This window comes from Synechococcus sp. O70.1, assembly GCF_047462215.1.
Classification (GTDB): Bacteria; Cyanobacteriota; Cyanobacteriia; order Thermostichales; family Thermostichaceae; genus Thermostichus.
The window spans coordinates 17,307-34,424 of record NZ_JANSIT010000015.1 but is presented as its reverse complement, the minus strand read 5'-3'; the positions used below and the strand labels follow the sequence as shown (position 1 = coordinate 34,424).

Sequence of the window (17,118 nt, the reverse complement as noted above, 5' to 3'; positions counted from 1 at the left end):
TTTACAACTCAAAGTTTACTGGCATTCTACGGCCATTGCAGCCAGCAAGCACGGCTAGAGGCCAGAGCTTTTCAACCCAATAGAATGCTGCCTCTGGCCTCCGGTTGGTGGGCACCTGGAGACAAGCTAGCGGGCGGGCCGGAAAATGCCGAAGCAGGAGGTGTAGCCGTGTAAGAAGGTGGATCCCCCCACGGGGCCAATCTCCCCATTGCAAAAAAAGCCTCCCAGCGGCACTTCTCCCAGGATTTCTCGAAACTGCTGCGAGTCAAAGTTGGGGACGCCATACAGCCCCTTGCCTCGCCCCAAACAGGCGAACATCAGCGCCCCCCAGGGCTGCGGGCTTAGGGCAGGGTCTTGCCCCAAGTTGCGCTCAAGGCAATAGCGCCTGAGAGCCGACCGCAAGTCCTCTGCCGAGGTCTGGGCATCTCGCAGATGAAACTGCACGGTCTGGCCGGAGCGCACCCGATCCCCAATGGCTATGGCTCCCACCCGCGGATCCACGCCGAGAATCACGCGAATGAGAAAATCCCCCGGCGTTGGATCCAACTTAAACTCATCCATCAGCAGGCCAATGAAGAGAGCGTGGCGAGCCAACTGGCGATCCGCTGGGCTCAGCCGTTCCACCAAATCCTGCAGAACCGCTAGGGGAGGCCGTCCTTCCAAGCTGAGGATGACATTGCCCTCTGCTTCGGTAACGCGCAAGGGATCCCCAATGGGACGGCACCCCTGGGCTACCACTGCATCCAGCACCACGTTGCCGGAGAGAGCTAGCCCCACTGTTCCTTCTCGATACAACTCCCGCCGGGGGGCGGAGGTACGTGCATCCAGCAAAAACAAAGCATTGCCCCGAGGACCGCGGCCACCACTGGCCAATCCCCCCACCTTGACAGCTCCGGGATAGGCAAAATCCAAACCCTGCACCAGCTCGGAGATGCGGGAGGAAAATCCATCGGCTAAGAGCAAGAAATGGGGCTGGGCCTGGGGCGCAACTCCTACCTGCTCAATCCAGGCTGAAGGCGGGGCATCCAAGTCTGGCAGTTGATCCCCGCGCAGATGAAAGGGGTGCAACGCCACATCCGGCAGCACCGCCAAAGAGAGCGACACCGCCGGCCCTTCTTCAATTTCCTGACCGCCGCCAACAATGCCGCTACCCGAGCAGCCAACTAAAACGTCCACCTCGAGCAAGTCAGACAATAAGGGCAGCACGCGAAGGTACTCGCTGGCAAAGGCTGCTGACACAAACAGGATCCCTAAGTTGGGCCGCAGCGGCTGGGGGGGAAGGTAGCCCGTGAGCACTCCTGGCAAGCTGCCGGATCCCACCACCTGTACCTGCCGCGTCAAGGCACTCTTGAGCTGAGCTGCCTGAAGTTTAGCCTTGGCTTCCTCCACCACCTGCTGCAGAGCCGCTTCCAGGGAAGGAAGCTGGGAGAGTGCGTTTGCCCACTGCATCGGCCTGTTCTCAGAGGTTGGGAGCTTGCTCTTTTAGGCTAGCAATTTATACCCGGAGTGGTTGTTCTCAGCTAGCCCCGCTGGGATCAGGGTAGGTAAAGCAAGGGATCCACAGGCGCGCCCCCCCCGGGGCGGACTTCAAAGTGCAGGTGAGGCCCTGTGCTGTGGCCCGTGTTGCCCCGGCTCATGATCACCTGGCCCTGCTGCACGTACTGGCCCTTGGACACGTAGATCTGGTGGCCGTGGGCGTAGCGGGTAACGATCCCGTTGGGATGGCGAATATCCACGTAATTGCCATAGCCATCGCCGGCATTGCCGGCAAAGATCACAACCCCCTCCTGAACGGCCACAACCGGGGTTCCTAGCGGGCCGGCAATATCGATCCCCGAGTGGAAGCGACCGCGACGGTAGCCAAAGCCAGAGGTGACCTGCCCTGGGACTGGCCAGATAAAGCCCCTGCTGCGGGCCACGGGAGGCGGAGCTGCCAGCGCTGGCCGAGCTTGGGACTGTCGCCAGGCTTGGTGCGCGGGAGTCGGGAGGGGGAGCTGCCTGCCAGGGGCCGGAATCGTCAGGCGTTGGCCAATGCGCAGCCAATGGGGATTGTGCAGGTTGTTGGCCTGGATGATCGACCGCTGGGTTACCCCATAGCGAGCAGCAATCCGCTCGATGGTGTCACCAGCTTCCACCGTGTGGGTCAAGGATCCCTCCTGACGTTCTAGCGGCCTCCGCTGGGCGCGGCGTCGCTCCTCGGCTTGGAGTCGAGCCTGTTCTGCAGCTTGGCGCTGGGCTTTCTCTTCGCGGGCCTTCTGGGCAGCGATCATCTCCTTCTCGCGCCGGATCAGCTCGCCCACATCGCCAGGGATGAGCAGCCGTTGACCAATGCGCAGATACTCGGGCCGATCCAAGGGAGTAGCCTCGATGATCCGCTGCTGCGGAACCCCATAGCGCTTGGCAATGTCTTCCAGGGTGTCTCCCTGCTTGACGGTGTAGATCAACCCCGGCTGGCTGGGGATGAGCAACTTTTGCCCTGGCTGCAGCGGTGTACTCGCTTGAATGCGATTGGAGACCGTAATGGCGGCAGCATCGAGCTGGTACATCTGGCTCAAGCGCCAGAGGGTCTCTCCCGGTTGCACCTCATGCTCGAGAATGCCTCTAGGCCCTTCCCCCGTTGGGATCTGGCCGGCCTCGAAGGCTTGCCGCAGTTGGGCTTTTTTCAGCTCGTAGTTCTGCTGCAGGGCACTAGACAGGGTATACACGGAGGGTGGGATCGGCTCGGCCAGCTTCGCTCCCCAAGGGTGACGAGAAAGCTGGCGTTGCTGCAGACTAGCAGCCCCTGCCAAGCCCAACATCAGCAGAAGACTGGTGGCCCAGGCTGGATGCCCTCGCGAGGGAGCCCCTGTCTCTGGAGAGGCTGGTTCCTGAGAGGAACTGGGCAGCGACTCTTGCCAGGCCTCTGCCTCGGGATCCGCCTCCCGCTTCAGGAGCCACACCAGGCCAGCTAAGCTGAGAGAAAGGGCTAGCCCAGGCCACCACTGCCTGGATAGAGCGGAGAGCACCCTGCCTCCTTCCACAGAGGGATCCGGAGCTGGCGGGGTCTCTAACCAATCCTCGGCTGGAGAGAAAGCCCTCGGGATGTCTAGCTCCTCCCTCTGGGAATTGGAGAGCGTCGATTTTGGAGGCATCCTCACACCAACGGCTAGAGTGCAAGAGAAGAAGCCAAAAACAAGGCAATAGGCCCCTAGCAATGAGCTGCCTTTGCAAGCGGCAAGGCTCAAGCCAATGTAACGAAGCTTTGTACTCAGGTTAGGTTACCGTAGTTAGTAAATCTAGACAAGTCTTCGCAGGTAATCTCCGCTAAGATGCTTGTCCTGCAATGATTCCAGCCTTCTACCCCTTGCGATTTTGCCTAGCCTCATCCAAGGGAGGAGGAAAGCGCTTCTTGGAAACAGAGCCCACTTTGCTGTATCTGAAACTACAACTACAAACTGGGACTTTCCATGGCTTTGGTTGTCTATAACACCTTGACCCGGCGCAAAGAAGTATTTCAGCCCCTGTCTGCCGCGGAAACGCCCCCTGGGGAGAAGCCTTTGGTGCGGATGTATGTCTGCGGCGTTACGGTTTACGACCTCTGCCACCTGGGCCATGCGCGCACCTATGTGGTGTGGGATACAGTGCGCCGCTACCTAGAGTGGCGCGGTTACCGGGTCAAGTATGTGCAGAACTTTACCGATGTGGACGACAAGATCCTCAAGCGGGCGCTGGAGCGGGGCGAGTCGATGCAGGCGGTGGCAGAACGCTTCATCGCCGAGTATTTCCAGGACATGGATCGCCTCAACATCAAGCGGGCCGATCTCTACCCCCGGGTAACTCGCTCCCTGCCGGCAATCTTTGAGCTAATCCAGTCCCTGGAGCTCAAGGGCTTTGCCTATCGAGTGCGGGCTTGCCAGGAGAGAATCTCAGGCTATGACGTCTACTACGCCGTCCGTAAATTCCCGGATTACGGTCAGCTCTCCGGTTGCAAGCTGGAGGAGCTGGAGGCAGGGGCCAGTGGCCGGGTAGGAGAGGAAGGAGCCGGCAAACGGGATCCCTTCGATTTTGCCCTTTGGAAAGCGGCTCCCCCCTCGGAGCCGGGGTTTGAGTCCCCTTGGGGCTGGGGGCGGCCAGGGTGGCACATCGAATGCTCTGCCATGGTGCGGGAAAACCTGGGGGATCACATCGACATCCACGCTGGCGGTGCAGACCTCATCTTTCCCCACCACGAGAACGAGCTGGCCCAATCGGAGCCGATTACTGGCAAGCCGCTAGCCAAGTACTGGCTGCACAACGGCTTTGTCAATGTCAACGGCGAGAAGATGTCCAAATCGTTGGGCAACTTTACCACCCTGCGCCAGGCTCTTGCCCTCTACCACCCCATGGCCCTGCGGCTGTTCTTGTTGCAGACCCACTACCGCAGCCCGATTGACCTCACCGAGGCTGGAATGCAGGCGGCTAGCCGCGGCTGGGAAACCCTCGAGAAAGGGATCCACTGCGCCCAGCAGTTCTGCCAAGGGGAGACGGCCTCCCCTGCTGCCGAGGCCATGCAAGCCTTCCAGGAGGCCATGGACGATGACTTTGGCACCCCTGGGGCACTGGCTCTTGCTTTTGAACTGGCCAAGGAACTTATCCGCGAGCACAACCTGTTGACCCACGAGGGCTGCACCCACCTGGAGCCGCAGGTGCTAAGGCAAAAAGGCGCCGCTCTGCTGGAGATCCTGGCCACCCTAGGCTTCTGCTGGACCCAGCCTGCCACTGCGCAGGGATCTGAGAAAGGCGTTGCCAAGGGAGAACTGGCCAAGCTTCCACCTCTTGAAGATGCGCAGATTGAGGAGCTGGTGGCCCAACGCACGGCAGCCCGCAGGGCAAAGAACTTTGCCGAGGCGGATCGGATTCGAGAGCAGCTAAAGGCCTTGGGGATTACCCTCATCGATCAAAAAGATGGCACCACTCGTTGGCTGCGGGAGTAGGAAGCCTGGGGTAGCGGTCTATCTTGAAAGGCTAGCGGTGGCCTGGCGGTAGAACTCGCGCATCTCAGCAAACCACTCAGCCCGCGAGGGATCCCAGGTGTAAAACATGTGGCCGCCGCGGTAGTGGCGCAAGCGGAGGTTGGCCTTGAGGCGGGGATCCAACTTCATCAAATCCACCAAGTGGTTGGAGGCAAAGTAGGGCGTAACCAAATCGTAAAAGCCGTGATGGATGCTCACCTGCATGTGGGGGTTGAGGGCCATGCTGCTGCGCAGCTCGTCCATGGCGCCAATGAAGCCCTGCTTCAGCTCCCCCTTGGGAGTAAAGCGCCACGACTTGAACACCTCCAGGTTGAGGAGGTGGTAAGTTAGCTCCGTCTCCACCTGCAAGGTCTCCCGCAGGTGACTGTTGATGGCAGCAGTAAACAGGCGATCTATCCCATCCAGGGTGGGATCGGATCCCTCGAAGGTAGGTCGATCCGGAAAGGGATCCACGGTGGTTACAGAAGCGTCGTAAAGCCCCAACACCAGCCGCTGGGAGCGCAACAGCTCGCGGGCAAAGCTAGCCGGGTCGATCCGCCCCCCTTTGTGGGCCACATACTCCGCCGACAGGCCGATCCCTGCCGCCATCTCGGCGTAGATAGCCTGCCGCTCTGCCTCCGGCATCGCCTCCCCCATGGCCAGAAGAGGCAACAGACGTTGCCGGGCAAAGTTTTCCGCTTTGGGCAGCAGGATCTGCAAATCCTCCCCCCAGCCACATCGCCCATGATGGGCCGCCGTGGCTACATAGGAAGGGAAAAGCATGGCCCAGGTGCTGAGGTTGTAGTCGTTGGTCTCCAGCAACCCAAACTCAAGCGCTGGCGAAATGAGAATCGCCCCTGAGAGGCCCACGCCAAACTTGGACTGCAGCTCCTTGGCCAGCCGTGCTACCCGGAACCCCCCGTAGCTCTCACCAGCGATAAAAATCGGAGAGAGCCAGCGTTTGTGGCGCGAGAGGAAGCCCTGGATAAACTCGCCCAAGGACTGGAGATCCCGCTCCACATCCCAGAAGGGCGCTTCTTTGGGAGGCTCCTCCTTGTCCTGCAGCGGAGCAGGCTTGGGGGCAGAGGTTGCCGTTGCTTCCTGGGACGCTTTGGAGGATTGGGAGTCTTCGGTGAGGGCGCGGCTAAAGCCGGTTCCTACTGGATCAACAAAAACTAGGTCGGTAAAGGGCAGCCAACTTTCGGCGTTATCCACCAGTTGCACTGGCGAGGGCGGCAGACTGCCGTTGGGCCCAAAGCGGATGCGTTTTGGCCCCAGGGATCCCATGTGCAGATAGGCAGAGGCGGCCCCTGGCCCTCCATTGAAAACGAAGGTAAGAGGGCGGTGCTGGGGGTCAGAGTCCTGCTGCAAATAGGCGACGTGGAAGATCTCTGCTACGGGCTTTTCTCGGCGGAAGAGCCTTTGCCAGCCAGCCAAGGCCTTGTAGGGGAAGGGCTCTCCGCCAGCGGTAAAGATGTGCTCAGTAACGTGCAGGGCAGGGGTGGACTTGGGTTCTGCTGCCATAGTCTGAGGTTCCTCCATTGGGGCAGAGCGCTGGGCGTAAATGCCGGGGCTTGCGCTGCCTTTAGCTTCCCCCTACCACTGGGCTAGAGGGATCCCCTAGCTGGCTAGATGAAGCAACGTCCACCAATCCTACAAAGCCAGCGGAGCTTCTAAGGTCAAATAAAAAGACTGACCAGGACGCAGCACCACCACCCGGGGAGCGGTAACATTGCCCACCACCACTCCAGCTACCGCGCCCCCCAGAACGTTACCTGGCGAGAGGTTGCCTGTGAGGGCCCCCAGCAACACGCCGGCGGCTGCCCCGATAGCCGCATCTTCGGCAATGGCCCTAGGTGTGTACTGCCGGGGATCCTTCTCGTCGGGAAGGACACTGGAAGAAGCCCGCAGGCTATAGGTGCGACCGCCAAGGACAATGGAGGTGGCCACAAAGCGGGATCCACCGGGGGCTGGCTCCATTTGTCCGAAAACGCGACTGCCGGCTGGGATTACTAAACGCCCCTGGCTGTCGAAAATGTTCTCAGTAACAGCCACCTCCAGGGGATAGAGGGTATCTGGATAAAAGTACTGCGGTCCTTCGCTGCTGAGGCTGCCGACGGGGATAATGGTCCCCTGATCAAGGCGGTAGGTTCCCAACTCGAAAAGGGCCTGCGCCTTCACCGGCAAAGAGACTAGCCCAGGGATCCCGGTTAAACCAATTGCGGCTGCTACTAGAATGGCTCTCATCGCAAAATCCCCTGTTAGATAGAGGCTCACAACCCTTCCGCGCTAGCCAGCCTGTTTCCTCTACATTTTATCCAGTCAAAGTTCCGGCTCTTTTTCCGAGCCGAGCAGCCTTGCCTTCAACTTTGAGCAGTTCTAGTTGCCTCCTCCTGTGCTCTTGGGGCAGCTAAGGTCTCACTGCAAGTTAAGATTTATCGGTTTGAGCCATGAGGATTCAGTCAATGCTTTCGTTGCTAACAAAACCTGGCTCCTCTGCAGAGTCATCGGTTGCAGGGGATTGCAGCGCATGTTTGAGAGCATGCCAAGCCAGGTTGGCACACTTGATGCGCACTGGGAACTGGGCGACTCCCTTCATGGCATTGAGGGAGCGATACTCCCGAGGGAACTCTTCGCCGCCCCGCATCATGGCCTGGAAGCGCTCCACCAACTGTAGAGCTTCGGGGATGGTACGCCCCCGCACAGCATCAGCCATCAAATCGGCGGAAGCCAGAGCAATAGCACAACCTTCTCCCTCGAATTTGATATCGACGATCCGCTCCTGGTTGGGATCCAGTTGCAAAGTGAGATCAATGGTGTCGCCACAGGAGGGGTTGTGGCCACGTTGGTGGCGATGAACTGGATTTACCCTGCCAAAGTTGCGAGGCTTTTTGTAGCGCTCGAGAATAACTTGTTGATAGAGTCCGCGCAGGTTGTCAAGAGGCATCGTTGTTCCCAGGTCGCCGCTTTGGCCGGAGAGATAAAAACCTCAGGAGCCTAACTTAATCTTAACTTCGCTCCTGGCAAAGTTGGGCTTGCAAAGGGGGCAATCCCCATCTGCTTTAGGCAGGAGCCATGGCGAGGCTACTTTGGGGAGCGTGGCTCCCCCACAAGCTGTGGCCTAAGTCGGTGGCCAAACCAGCAAGGGGCTTACAGTCGGCTAGAACCAGCAGAGGTCTAGTCGGGGCCGCAAACGGCTTTCAGAGGAATCCCAACCAGCGCCGCCAGCTCCACCAGGGAGTTCCTTTTCGGCGAGCCTGGAACAGCTCGGCCACTTCTTCGCCACTGGGCCGGGCTCTAAAGGTCTGGAGGACGCTGTAGAGGCCGGACTCCTCCTGCTGCCACACGCTCCAGGGATCCGGATAGGCGCGAAACAGCGCCCCTTCCGCCAGCGAGCGCAGGTAGTAGCTGGTCTCAAAGGTACTCAGGAAGCGTTGGCGCAGCCGCCGACCGGCTAACCCTACTCCTACCGTGGCCGCATCCTGGAGCTGCGGGTTGAGGAGAACAACGGGCTTGGGATCCCTGCTGCTGACCGCCTGGCAAACTCGCTCCACCTGATCCAAGTTGTAGACGGCGGGCATGACGAAGAGAAGGCTCTGGTCTGGCGTGGGTTGGGTACGGGCCGTTAGGCTCTGCAGTTCCACTCCTTCGGGCAGGGATCCCCACTCCCGCTGGGCCAGCGCTGCTCCGCCGGCATCACTAAACAACACCAAGGCCGGTGGCTGGAGCAACTGCAAGAACGGACGAGCCAAGACTTCTGGCTTAATCTCCGGAGCGAGGATCTCGATGAGCAGGCGGCGATACCCTGCTTGTATGGCCAGCTGTGTGGCCTGGATGGCCTGCTCACAGGCCTGGGCTAGGTCGACAGGTAAATTAGGAAATTGGGCTAGTTGTAGGTGCTCGGTCACAGGTCAATCCAACTTAAGATTCTTCCCAAGCCCTGTGGGTGAGTAACTCCTCCAACACCCGCACCCCACGCAGTTGGTTGGAAAGGGGCAGGTGGCCCTTGGGCGCAGACAGATCCCAGGTAAACTCGTCAGGGTAGCGGGTCCAGTGGTAGCCTTGCTTCCAGCCAATGAGCGACCAAAAGCGCTCCCAATTGCGATTTACCCCCAGCCATAGCTGCCGCTGCACCGAGTAGCCAAAGCGATCTCCGGAAGCTGCCCGCCAGAGGCGATCGATGGTGCGCAGATCCTCTGCCGGGATCCGGCTCACCTCGGAAAAATACAGCCAGCCCCGCCGCACTGCCCCCTCTCCTGCTGCGCGACACAATAGTTGCAGACTTAGGCGATCCGCCTCCCGCCAGGCTCCCGCCGACAACAACTCCTGCAAAGGCCGGTAGTCGATGTTCAGGGCTGAGATCAGAGGGACGGTTACCATTGCCCAGCTGCCTAAGGTCTTCCTCGATATCTTAGTCCCCTCAGCTTTCGGGCGGGTACCGGGGTGGATCCCCGAGGAGGAGGCGATAGCCAATGTAGGCTACCCCCAACAGCCCCGCCAGGATCCACAGGAAAGTCGAGAAGGGTAGGCGGGAAAAGAAGACAACATAAACCCGGCGGCTGAGCCAAGAAAAAATCAGATAGGTTGCCGCTAAAAGGCCGATCCCTTGCAGCGTGCGAAAAGCTGGCACCCGCGAGAGGGGCATGCGCTGGCGGGCCACCCAGATGGAGGCGAGGAAATAGTAAGGAGGCACCAGCAACAGGAACATATTCGCCTGCTTCACCACCGCTGCCCAGCCGGCTGTGTTGGTGGCGTAGGCCAAGTAACCCGCCCAGAGGACAAGGCTTACCGCTGCCAAGCCGAGGTTTAGGCTGAGCAGAAACGGCTCTTCCCACTGCCCAGGGATCCAGTGACAGAGAACCCAAACCAACCAGGGGGCAGCAAAGAGCAAGAGGGCAATCGTCGAGCCGTTGTCGTTGAGCTGAGTAAAAAACGTTTCCAGGGTCATGAGGGCGAGAGGAGGGAAGGTGGGCTTTGCTCGATAGTAGTGTAATTCCAATCCAACGCTAACCCCCTCCCCACCTAGGGAAGGGGCAGCGTGCCTGAACCGGCTCCGACTACAAACCCTGCAGCACCGTATCCTGGCGCACCGAGAGGTTCTGGATGCGGGTATCCTGGGCAGCCGGGGTGTCGGCTTGAGTAAACACGCCGATCTGCCGCAAGTACCGAGCCAGAGCGTCCTGCTCGCTGCCAGGGGTATCGAAGGTGAGGCCGGAGCCGGGGGCCAAGTTCACCCGGTTGGGGTTGGACAGGCGCGGGAAGGGATAGTCATCCCCACCGTTGGCCAAGAAGTCCAGCGTCACCATGCGGAAGGTACGGCGGGGATCTCCCTGCAACTGGCCGTTGCGCACCACCACATCCGGGCCCCTGGGCGTATCCACCCGCAGGGAGATGACGCGGGATCCCGGTGGCCGCGAGGGATCGAAGCTGAAGGCAAAGCCGCCAATTTGCGGGAAGCGGCCTGGTGTAGCTCCCGGCTGGGTTTGGGCCACCCCATGTTCTACTATCTGCTTGAGCTCCTCGGCGGTGACAGTCACCAAGGACAGGCCGTTGTTGAAAGCAAGGGCAGTTTCAATATCCAATTGCGAAATTTGGCCCGCCTGCTTGCCAGCCTCAGGGTTGGCCACCGGAGGGATCCGCCGTACTGGCTCGCCGCCGCCGCCGCCGGTGGTAGCTCCAATGGGAGCGCGAATGCCGCCGCCGTTTTTGAGGGAGATGACGGTGGTGGGGTCAACAGTTCTGGCGTAGGCCAAGTTGGCATCGGCCGTGAGGTTGCCCAAGTTGGTTTCCTCAGTGCGCACCTCGGCCCGCAAGCCGTTGAGGAATTGGGTGGTAGAGCCAAAGGTACGGCCATCCTTGGCGCGGATGATGCTGCCGATTTCGTTGGCGATCCGCACCACCTCGGGATTGGGAGTGCCGCGCACGGCTGCCACCCCTTGGTCATCAGTGGCGTAGGCGCCGCTCACCGGATCGATGCGGGCAATCACCCCGTTGGCGTCGAAGCTAACCACCAAGCGGCCCACGTAACGGTAGTTGGCGCCGGTGTTCACCACTGCCACCGGTTGACCGCTAGCCGAGGTGCGCAGAATGGGGTAGTCGCCCGTGCGCACATCCTCAGGGCGCAGGCGGTCAGTGGGCTTGGCAAGGACGCGGTGGGAGCCACCCGCAATGATGACATCGACATCCCGCAGCTGGGTGGCCAGGGTCACCTCATTCTGGAGTTGCTGCAGGTGGGCTAGGAGAATGATCTTATTGATGCCCTGCGCAGTGAGTTGGTTAACGAAGTTTTGGATGAGGGCAGCATTGACCTGGTCGGTGTCGTCCACCCTGCCTTCCACCCTCACCTCAGGGCCGGGGCTAGAAATAGCAGCTAGGCGCGTGGTCGTGGCCCCCACCAGGCCAATTCGCTCTCCTCCCACGGTAATCACCGCTGTCTTGACGATCTTGCCGCGGATGGAGCTGGCCTCTTGGCCATCGGCAGCGAAGTCAGAGCTGGCCAACTCGCCAGTGCCGCTGAAGCTGAGGTTGGCGCTCAAATAGGGAAAGCGGGCACCTGCGTAGCCGCGGCTGGTGTCGGGTCGGATCAAGTCGCGAATTTGGCGCGTGCCTTGGTCAAACTCGTGGTTGCCAAAGGCAGCCGCCTCAAAACCGATAGCGTTGAGGATTTCCATGTCGGCTTTGCCAGGGGTGCGGTCATACCGGCCCCGCAGCGAGGGATCCGCGCTGGCGTTGTAGAAGGGGCTGGGAATGTAGTTGTCGCCACTGGAGAGCACCACCGTATTTGGGAATTGGGGGCGCAGAGCGTTCACCACCGCCGAGAAGCGCGGCGCATCTTGTACGGCAGCGATCGAGGCTTCCAAGTCGCTGGCATGTAGGATTTGCAGGGTAAAAGCGGGCGGCTGAGAGGAGAGCCTAACGTTGGGATCTGAGGCGATAAACCCTGCCCCGCCGCCGGCTGGAGGAACTGAGCTACTGTCGGTGGTACCGCAGGCGCTGGCCAGGCTCAGCAGCAAGCAGCACAGCCCAACCCTCAGGAACTTGGCCAGAGCGTTCAGCCAAGCTGGAAGCCCTCCCTCAGCAGGGGCAGCCCCTCGAGCACGACAAGCTGGTTTCATGACAATTCCTTCACTCCATCCCCAAGAGAGGACGCATCCGCATTCACGTTACCAAGGCTGGACAGGAGATTTCGCTATGACCTGTTTAAGGTTAGGTCAAGCGCAGGTTAAGCTTCCCGGGGATCCCAGCCAAACTGCTGCAGATCCACCCGACCTTCGGCGTCAAAGGGGATCCCTTCAGCTTGGAGTAGGACTTTTTGCAAGTCGTCGTAGCCAAGGCGAAAGGGGGAGTAGGAAATGCGCCCTTGGGCGTTGATTACCCGATGCCAGGGGATGTCGGTCTCTTGACCTTGCAGGCGAAACAGGGCATAGCCCACCTGTCGGGCATAGCCAGGACAGCCGGCAAGCCGCGCCACCTGCCCATAGGTAGCTACACGCCCCGGCGGGATCCGCCGCACGACTTCATAGAAGCGCTGGTAGAGGCTCACAGGGATCCCTCCCTAAACTCTGTAGACAATGGAATTGGCTGATGACGGGCACCGACCCTTTAACCTATGAGCTACCTAATTGCGGTACTGCCGGATCGCCTGGCTGCCGAGGCGGCCTACAGCGCCCTGGAACAGGCCGGTTTCCCCCTGGAGCGATTGCACCTACTGGGGCGAGGCTACAAAACTGCGGATGAGTTTGGGCTAATCGACCCGGCCCAAGCCGCGCGCCGCCAGATGCAGCGCCTGGCCATTTGGCTAGTGCCCTTTGGCTTTTTGGCTGGGGTGGGGTTCAGCGTCTTGAGTGGTTTGGATACCTTTGCCTGGGCGGGACCTATAGGCAACCATCTGATCGGCGGCCTGTTGGGTGCGCTGGGCGGGGCCATGGGCAGCTTTTTTGTGGGGGGCGGGGTGGGCCTGACCAGTGGCTCCGGCGATGCCTTGGCCTACCGCAACCGCCTCAATGCGGGTAAGTACGTACTCATTGTGGAGGAAGAGAATGAAACCCGCCTCCGCGAGGCCACGCGGATTTTGCGCCAGTTTGAGCCGGAAAATCTGCAGGGGTACAGAGAGCGCCCCTAGACTGGGAGATCTGGGCAGCTATTGAGAGAACTCAGGGAGGTCCAAAAGCATGTCTTGGCTGTGGCAGCAAGTCCCATCGCCGCTTAGGCGGTGGCGGAAGGAAGGGATCCCCAGCTTTGCCGCTGCTGGGGGTGCACTGGCAGTTACGGGGTTTTTTTCGCCGGCTTTTGCCCACCACGCCCTGGGAGGGAAACTGCCTGCAACGGCCTGGGAGGGATTTCTCTCCGGGCTGGCTCACCCTGTCATTGGCTTGGATCACCTGGCCTTCGTCGTGGCCATCGGTCTTGTGGCGGCGGGGCAGCCCTGGCGCTACGGGATCCCTTTGGGCTTTGTGTTGGCAGGTCTGGTGGGCACTGGGATCCACCTGGCCGGCTGGGATCCCCTGGGACTGACGGAGCTGGCCATTGCCTCTTCCGTGGTTCTCTTCGGCTTGCTGCTGGTGCAACCGCGGCAGATCCCCAGTTGGCTCTTGCTAATAGGGGGATCCCTGGCGGGGCTATTCCATGGCTATGCCTACGCCGAAACCATTATCGGCGCCCAACCCATGCCTTGGGTGGGATATCTACTGGGGTTGAGCACCGTCCAGTATGGGGTAGCTCTCCTGGCCCTTTGGGCAGCAGAACGCTGGGGGTTGCGGATCCCTGGCTTAACTCGCTGGGCCGGCTGGGCGATTACAGTGGTGGGGGCTGCCTTCCTGATCTTGGCAGTGGTGGGCGCGTAAAAAGCACTAATTTTGCTCCCTTGCGCTCGGGATCCCCGATCCGGTACAAGGATAACGGTGAAGATAGGTAACAAAAAGGGGAGATCCCATGGAGCGCACCTTTATCGCCATCAAGCCGGACGGCGTGCAGCGGGGTCTAGTGGGCACCATCATCCAGCGCCTGGAAAGTCGGGGCTACCAATTGGTAGGCCTGAAGCTGGTGCAGGTAAGCCAAGAGCTGGCAGAAGCCCACTATGCTGAACACAGGGAGCGCCCCTTCTTCCCCAGTTTGGTAAAGTTTATTACCTCGGGGCCGGTGGTGGCTATGGTTTGGCAGGGCAAAGGGGTGATTGCTGCTGCTCGTAAGCTAATCGGCAAAACCAATCCCCTAGAAGCCGAGCCGGGCACCATCCGCGGCGACTTTGGTATTGACATTGGCCGCAACCTTGTCCATGGCTCTGATGGCCCGGAAACCGCCCAGCGAGAGATTGCCCTCTGGTTCCGAGATTCCGAGCTGGTGAACTGGATCCCTGCTGCCCAAAGCTGGATTTATGAGGAGCCCTAAATGCCAGAGAGCTCCAAGCCTCAAGATTCAAACAGCTGGGTTGGCATCACAATGAGGGTATTGCCCTTGCGATCGACCACGTATACCTCCTGGCCGGGTTGGATCTCCACGTCAGGAATACTGCATTTGGCGTTCCAGGTGGAGCCAAGATAGGAGACTCGCCCCTGCTTCCCTGGCGGAATGGCTGTAACTGCCCGCGCTTCCCGCGATTCTTGCAGGATATCCTCCAACTGGGCCGGGCCCTTAGGTACCAGGCGTCGGCTGAGGAGGATCAGCGCAATCGAGAGCAGCACCCAGGCCAAGAACTGGGCCCAAACCGGCAGCCCCCAATAAGCCAAAAGAGCAGTTCCCAGCGCCGCCACACCCGTTGGACCAGCCACCAGTCCCGGCAAAAACAGCTCAGAGGCAACCAGAAGCAAGCCAAAGGCAAGCCAAGGCCATACCATAGAGCCCAAGGATCCCACTACGTTTATTATGAGCCGCGGCACCTGGAGGCTGGGCAGGGACTAGCCGCCTAGGCGGTAGTTCTCCAAAAACTGCAAGGGATCTTCCTGGGGAGGAGTCTTGGGCAGGTTCCTGGACTCGGCAAGCCGCATGAGCGTCTCCCAGTCTGTATTCATGATGAAGTCCACCGCTCGACGGGCTGCCTCTCGGTGGGGGCAGGCCTCGCCCAGGACACATCCATCCCGGCACAGCGTGGCGCAGTCGTGCTCAAAGCTTTGGGGATCCGGGCCAGCCATAGAGTCTTCCTCTCCTGCGGTTTCATCTTTTCTTTAGGATACCTGAAGAGAATCTTGCGCTTGCCGGGGATCAGAGCTGGCGGGGATAGGGTAGAGGGGGTGAGGAGAGCTGCTCAAGAGGAGCAGCAATTCCATGGAGTTTGCACAACTGCAGGCCCTAGTAGAGCAGGCCCTAGAAGATAAGAAGTTAACCCGCACCGAGTTGGAGCAAATCGTCAGCGCTATCCGCTCCGATGGCAAAATCTCCCCCGAGGAGCTGCGCTTGCTAGAGTCCATCCGCGAGAAGGTGCTGCACCGGGAAATTCAGGTAGTGGAAACCGCCGATTGAGCTCCCTTTCGCAAGTAGAGGGTGACTTCGCTGCGGTTATAGAACAGGTGGCGTGCCCTCACCACGGCAAAGGTACCGCTTAGGATATCGAGCGTTTGCTGCAGCACCCGCAGGCGGCGGCGGGAGGGAAGTTTTAAGGTCATCAGGGCTGCCCCCTCTGGCTCCAGATGAGGGGCAAAGGCTGTCATCAGGTGGGCAGAGGTGCGGCCATCCAGGCGCATGTCGTTGAGGATGAGGTGAAACCGCTCCCTACAGCGGGCCAGGTAGGCTTGAGCGCTGAGGCGATGGTAACAAATGCCGGCATCGGAGTGGAGACGCTCGTCCAATGCCGCCGGATCCACCGCTGTTACCTCCTGCCCGTAGAGGCGCAGGATGCGCGACCATCCCCCTGGTGCTGCCCCCAGATCTAAAGCCCGCCCTCCTGGCTGCAAAGGGATGTGGAACACCTGGATGGCTTCCAGCAACTTGAACTCAGAGCGGCTAATCTGACCGGGATCGCGGCGGAAGCGATGGATGCCGCCCGCCCAGTTGGAGAGGTTTTGCTCAGCCAGCGACAAGCCTAGCCAAACTCGGATCCCTGTCGAGTTAGCCAGGATCACCACCGAGATCACCTGTTGGGGATCCCTGACCTGCAGCGGCGATCCCACTGCCGCCACTACCTGGGCTGCCAGGGCTTCGTTGATCTGAAAGGGCTTGAAGTTGAGCTTGCCAAATAGGCGCGTCTGTACGGAAAAGCTGAGGGCCGGGTTGATGGCGGCCAGCAGCTCTTCATCTAGGCGGAGTCCTGCCAGGGATCCCTCGTCCAGCCAAAGCTCCCGCTGGATGGGACAGATGTGGCGCAAAAAAATAGGTGGGTTGGCCTGCCAGCTCTGGGCAAGGTCGGCAAAGGAACGCCGGCTGCACACCCACATCAAACCCGTGGCCTCGGGAAGGAGCTGGACGACGGCCTCTGGATCCGCAGCCACGATTTCCCGCCTTGCCAGATCCAGAAACTTTGGGTCAGCGCTGCCCAGCCACTGGTGGGTAGCAGGGGAAAGCGACCTGCTCAGCGGGCTCCTCGCTGCCATCGCAGGTAGGGCAAAGAGGCAGCTACCTCCTGAATGCGGTCGCGGGCAGCTAGCAGCTGCGCCGTGGCATCCCAAGTGCCCTGCACCAGCATCTGCCAAGCCCCCTGGGGGATCTCGACGGCGGCGGCTTTGTCTTCCCAGCGCACCTGTTTGTTGAGGAGATCCAGCGTTAACTGGAGCTCTGGGTTTCTGGCCACTGCCTCTTGGAGAGTTTGAATCACGCTCGCAGGCGCTGTGACACAGGGGATCCCTAGAGTCAGGCAGTTGCCGAAAAAGATCTCGGCAAAGCTTTCGCCAATGAGGGCTCGAATCCCCCACTTGGCCAGGGCTTGGGGGGCATGCTCTCGACTGGAGCCACAGCCAAAGTTGGCGTTGACCAGTAGAATCTCCGCACCCTGGTACTGAGGCAGGTCAAAGGGGTGCTGGCCAGCCGCCTGGGCGCGGTCGTCAGCAAACACGTGCTGGCCCAAGCCATCAAAGGTGACGCATTTGAGGAAGCGGGCCGGGATGATCCGGTCGGTGTCAATGTCATTGCCCACCAGCGGGATCCCTCGGCCTGTGATGCTTAAAACTTCGCTTGCCATGCAAACTCTTGCGAGAACTTCAGCCTCAGCCTAGAGATTGGC

19 protein-coding genes are annotated in these 17,118 nt (G+C 60.3%); 5 read left to right on the top strand and 14 right to left on the bottom strand.

Features of this window, described 5'->3' with window-relative positions:
- Positions 1–126 precede the first annotated feature (126 nt).
- Together NW833_RS09165 and NW833_RS09160 are read right to left on the bottom strand one after the other, a co-directional pair.
- Complete coding sequence (locus tag NW833_RS09165) at positions 127–1,449, bottom strand: FIST N-terminal domain-containing protein (RefSeq protein WP_414412270.1); 1,323 nt, start codon at positions 1,447–1,449, stop codon at positions 127–129.
- 86 nt (positions 1,450–1,535) lie between these two features.
- The gene (locus tag NW833_RS09160; RefSeq protein WP_414412269.1) at positions 1,536–3,005 is read right to left on the bottom strand and encodes a LysM peptidoglycan-binding domain-containing protein; all 1,470 of its coding nucleotides are present in this window, start codon (positions 3,003–3,005) and stop codon (positions 1,536–1,538) included.
- 441 nt (positions 3,006–3,446) lie between these two features.
- Between NW833_RS09160 and cysS the strand changes: the two genes are divergently transcribed.
- Entirely contained in the window at positions 3,447–4,952 is a 1,506-nt protein-coding gene (gene cysS / locus NW833_RS09155; RefSeq protein ID WP_414412268.1) for a cysteine--tRNA ligase, read from the top strand.
- Positions 4,953–4,970: 18 nt separating this feature from the next.
- Here the strand turns inward: cysS and NW833_RS09150 are convergent, their stop codons facing one another.
- The 8 genes from NW833_RS09150 to NW833_RS09115 all read right to left on the bottom strand — a co-directional run bounded on the left by NW833_RS09150 (position 4,971) and on the right by NW833_RS09115 (position 12,513).
- A complete protein-coding gene (locus NW833_RS09150; RefSeq protein WP_414412267.1) occupies positions 4,971–6,494 on the bottom strand; it encodes a S10 family peptidase in 1,524 nt (507 codons plus the stop codon).
- A gap of 129 nt (positions 6,495–6,623) precedes the next feature.
- Positions 6,624–7,217, bottom strand: coding sequence for a hypothetical protein (locus NW833_RS09145; protein WP_414412266.1), 594 nt, complete (start codon positions 7,215–7,217; stop codon positions 6,624–6,626).
- A gap of 211 nt (positions 7,218–7,428) precedes the next feature.
- On the bottom strand, positions 7,429–7,917 hold the full coding sequence (gene sufU / locus NW833_RS09140; protein ID WP_414405950.1) for a Fe-S cluster assembly sulfur transfer protein SufU: 489 nt from the start codon (positions 7,915–7,917) through the stop codon (positions 7,429–7,431).
- 253 nt (positions 7,918–8,170) lie between these two features.
- Complete coding sequence (locus tag NW833_RS09135) at positions 8,171–8,878, bottom strand: DUF1995 family protein (RefSeq protein WP_414412265.1); 708 nt, start codon at positions 8,876–8,878, stop codon at positions 8,171–8,173.
- A gap of 13 nt (positions 8,879–8,891) precedes the next feature.
- Positions 8,892–9,350: a GUN4 domain-containing protein gene (locus tag NW833_RS09130; protein WP_414405948.1), complete on the bottom strand. Its 459-nt coding sequence runs from the start codon at positions 9,348–9,350 to the stop codon at positions 8,892–8,894.
- Between the two features lie 40 nt (positions 9,351–9,390).
- Positions 9,391–9,918, bottom strand: a complete 528-nt coding sequence (locus NW833_RS09125; protein ID WP_414412264.1) for a hypothetical protein — start codon at positions 9,916–9,918, stop codon at positions 9,391–9,393.
- A gap of 109 nt (positions 9,919–10,027) precedes the next feature.
- Positions 10,028–12,085, bottom strand: coding sequence for a bifunctional metallophosphatase/5'-nucleotidase (locus NW833_RS09120; protein WP_414412263.1), 2,058 nt, complete (start codon positions 12,083–12,085; stop codon positions 10,028–10,030).
- A 107-nt stretch (positions 12,086–12,192) separates the two neighbouring features.
- Positions 12,193–12,513, bottom strand: a complete 321-nt coding sequence (locus tag NW833_RS09115; protein ID WP_414394488.1) for an MGMT family protein — start codon at positions 12,511–12,513, stop codon at positions 12,193–12,195.
- 66 nt (positions 12,514–12,579) lie between these two features.
- On the opposite strand from NW833_RS09115, the gene NW833_RS09110 reads away from it, so the two are divergent.
- The 3 genes from NW833_RS09110 (at position 12,580) to ndk (ending at position 14,357) form a co-directional block, all read left to right on the top strand.
- Positions 12,580–13,092: a hypothetical protein gene (locus NW833_RS09110; RefSeq protein WP_414394490.1), complete on the top strand. Its 513-nt coding sequence runs from the start codon at positions 12,580–12,582 to the stop codon at positions 13,090–13,092.
- 49 nt (positions 13,093–13,141) lie between these two features.
- Positions 13,142–13,813 carry a HupE/UreJ family protein gene (locus NW833_RS09105; RefSeq protein ID WP_414412262.1) on the top strand — a complete coding sequence of 224 codons (672 nt, stop codon included), beginning with the start codon at positions 13,142–13,144 and terminating at the stop codon, positions 13,811–13,813.
- Between the two features lie 88 nt (positions 13,814–13,901).
- The gene (gene ndk, locus NW833_RS09100; protein WP_414394494.1) at positions 13,902–14,357 is read left to right on the top strand and encodes a nucleoside-diphosphate kinase; all 456 of its coding nucleotides are present in this window, start codon (positions 13,902–13,904) and stop codon (positions 14,355–14,357) included.
- A 20-nt stretch (positions 14,358–14,377) separates the two neighbouring features.
- Here the strand turns inward: ndk and NW833_RS09095 are convergent, their stop codons facing one another.
- A complete protein-coding gene (locus NW833_RS09095; RefSeq protein ID WP_414394497.1) occupies positions 14,378–14,803 on the bottom strand; it encodes an NfeD family protein in 426 nt (141 codons plus the stop codon).
- A 60-nt stretch (positions 14,804–14,863) separates the two neighbouring features.
- Positions 14,864–15,097: a hypothetical protein gene (locus tag NW833_RS09090; RefSeq protein WP_414394500.1), complete on the bottom strand. Its 234-nt coding sequence runs from the start codon at positions 15,095–15,097 to the stop codon at positions 14,864–14,866.
- Positions 15,098–15,230: 133 nt separating this feature from the next.
- Here NW833_RS09090 and NW833_RS09085 point away from each other — a divergent pair, with 133 nt between their 5' ends.
- Positions 15,231–15,425 (top strand): hypothetical protein, encoded by a 195-nt coding sequence (locus tag NW833_RS09085; protein ID WP_414412261.1) that lies wholly within the window; start codon positions 15,231–15,233, stop codon positions 15,423–15,425.
- On the opposite strand, the gene NW833_RS09080 is transcribed toward NW833_RS09085, so the two are convergent.
- On the bottom strand, positions 15,401–16,492 hold the full coding sequence (locus tag NW833_RS09080) for an SAM-dependent methyltransferase (RefSeq protein ID WP_414412260.1): 1,092 nt from the start codon (positions 16,490–16,492) through the stop codon (positions 15,401–15,403). The two genes, NW833_RS09085 and NW833_RS09080, sit on opposite strands and share 25 nt — an antisense overlap.
- A complete protein-coding gene (gene leuD, locus NW833_RS09075; protein ID WP_414394509.1) occupies positions 16,471–17,076 on the bottom strand; it encodes a 3-isopropylmalate dehydratase small subunit in 606 nt (201 codons plus the stop codon). The genes NW833_RS09080 and leuD overlap by 22 nt, the downstream gene beginning before the upstream one ends.
- Between the last annotated feature and the right edge of the window lie 42 nt (positions 17,077–17,118).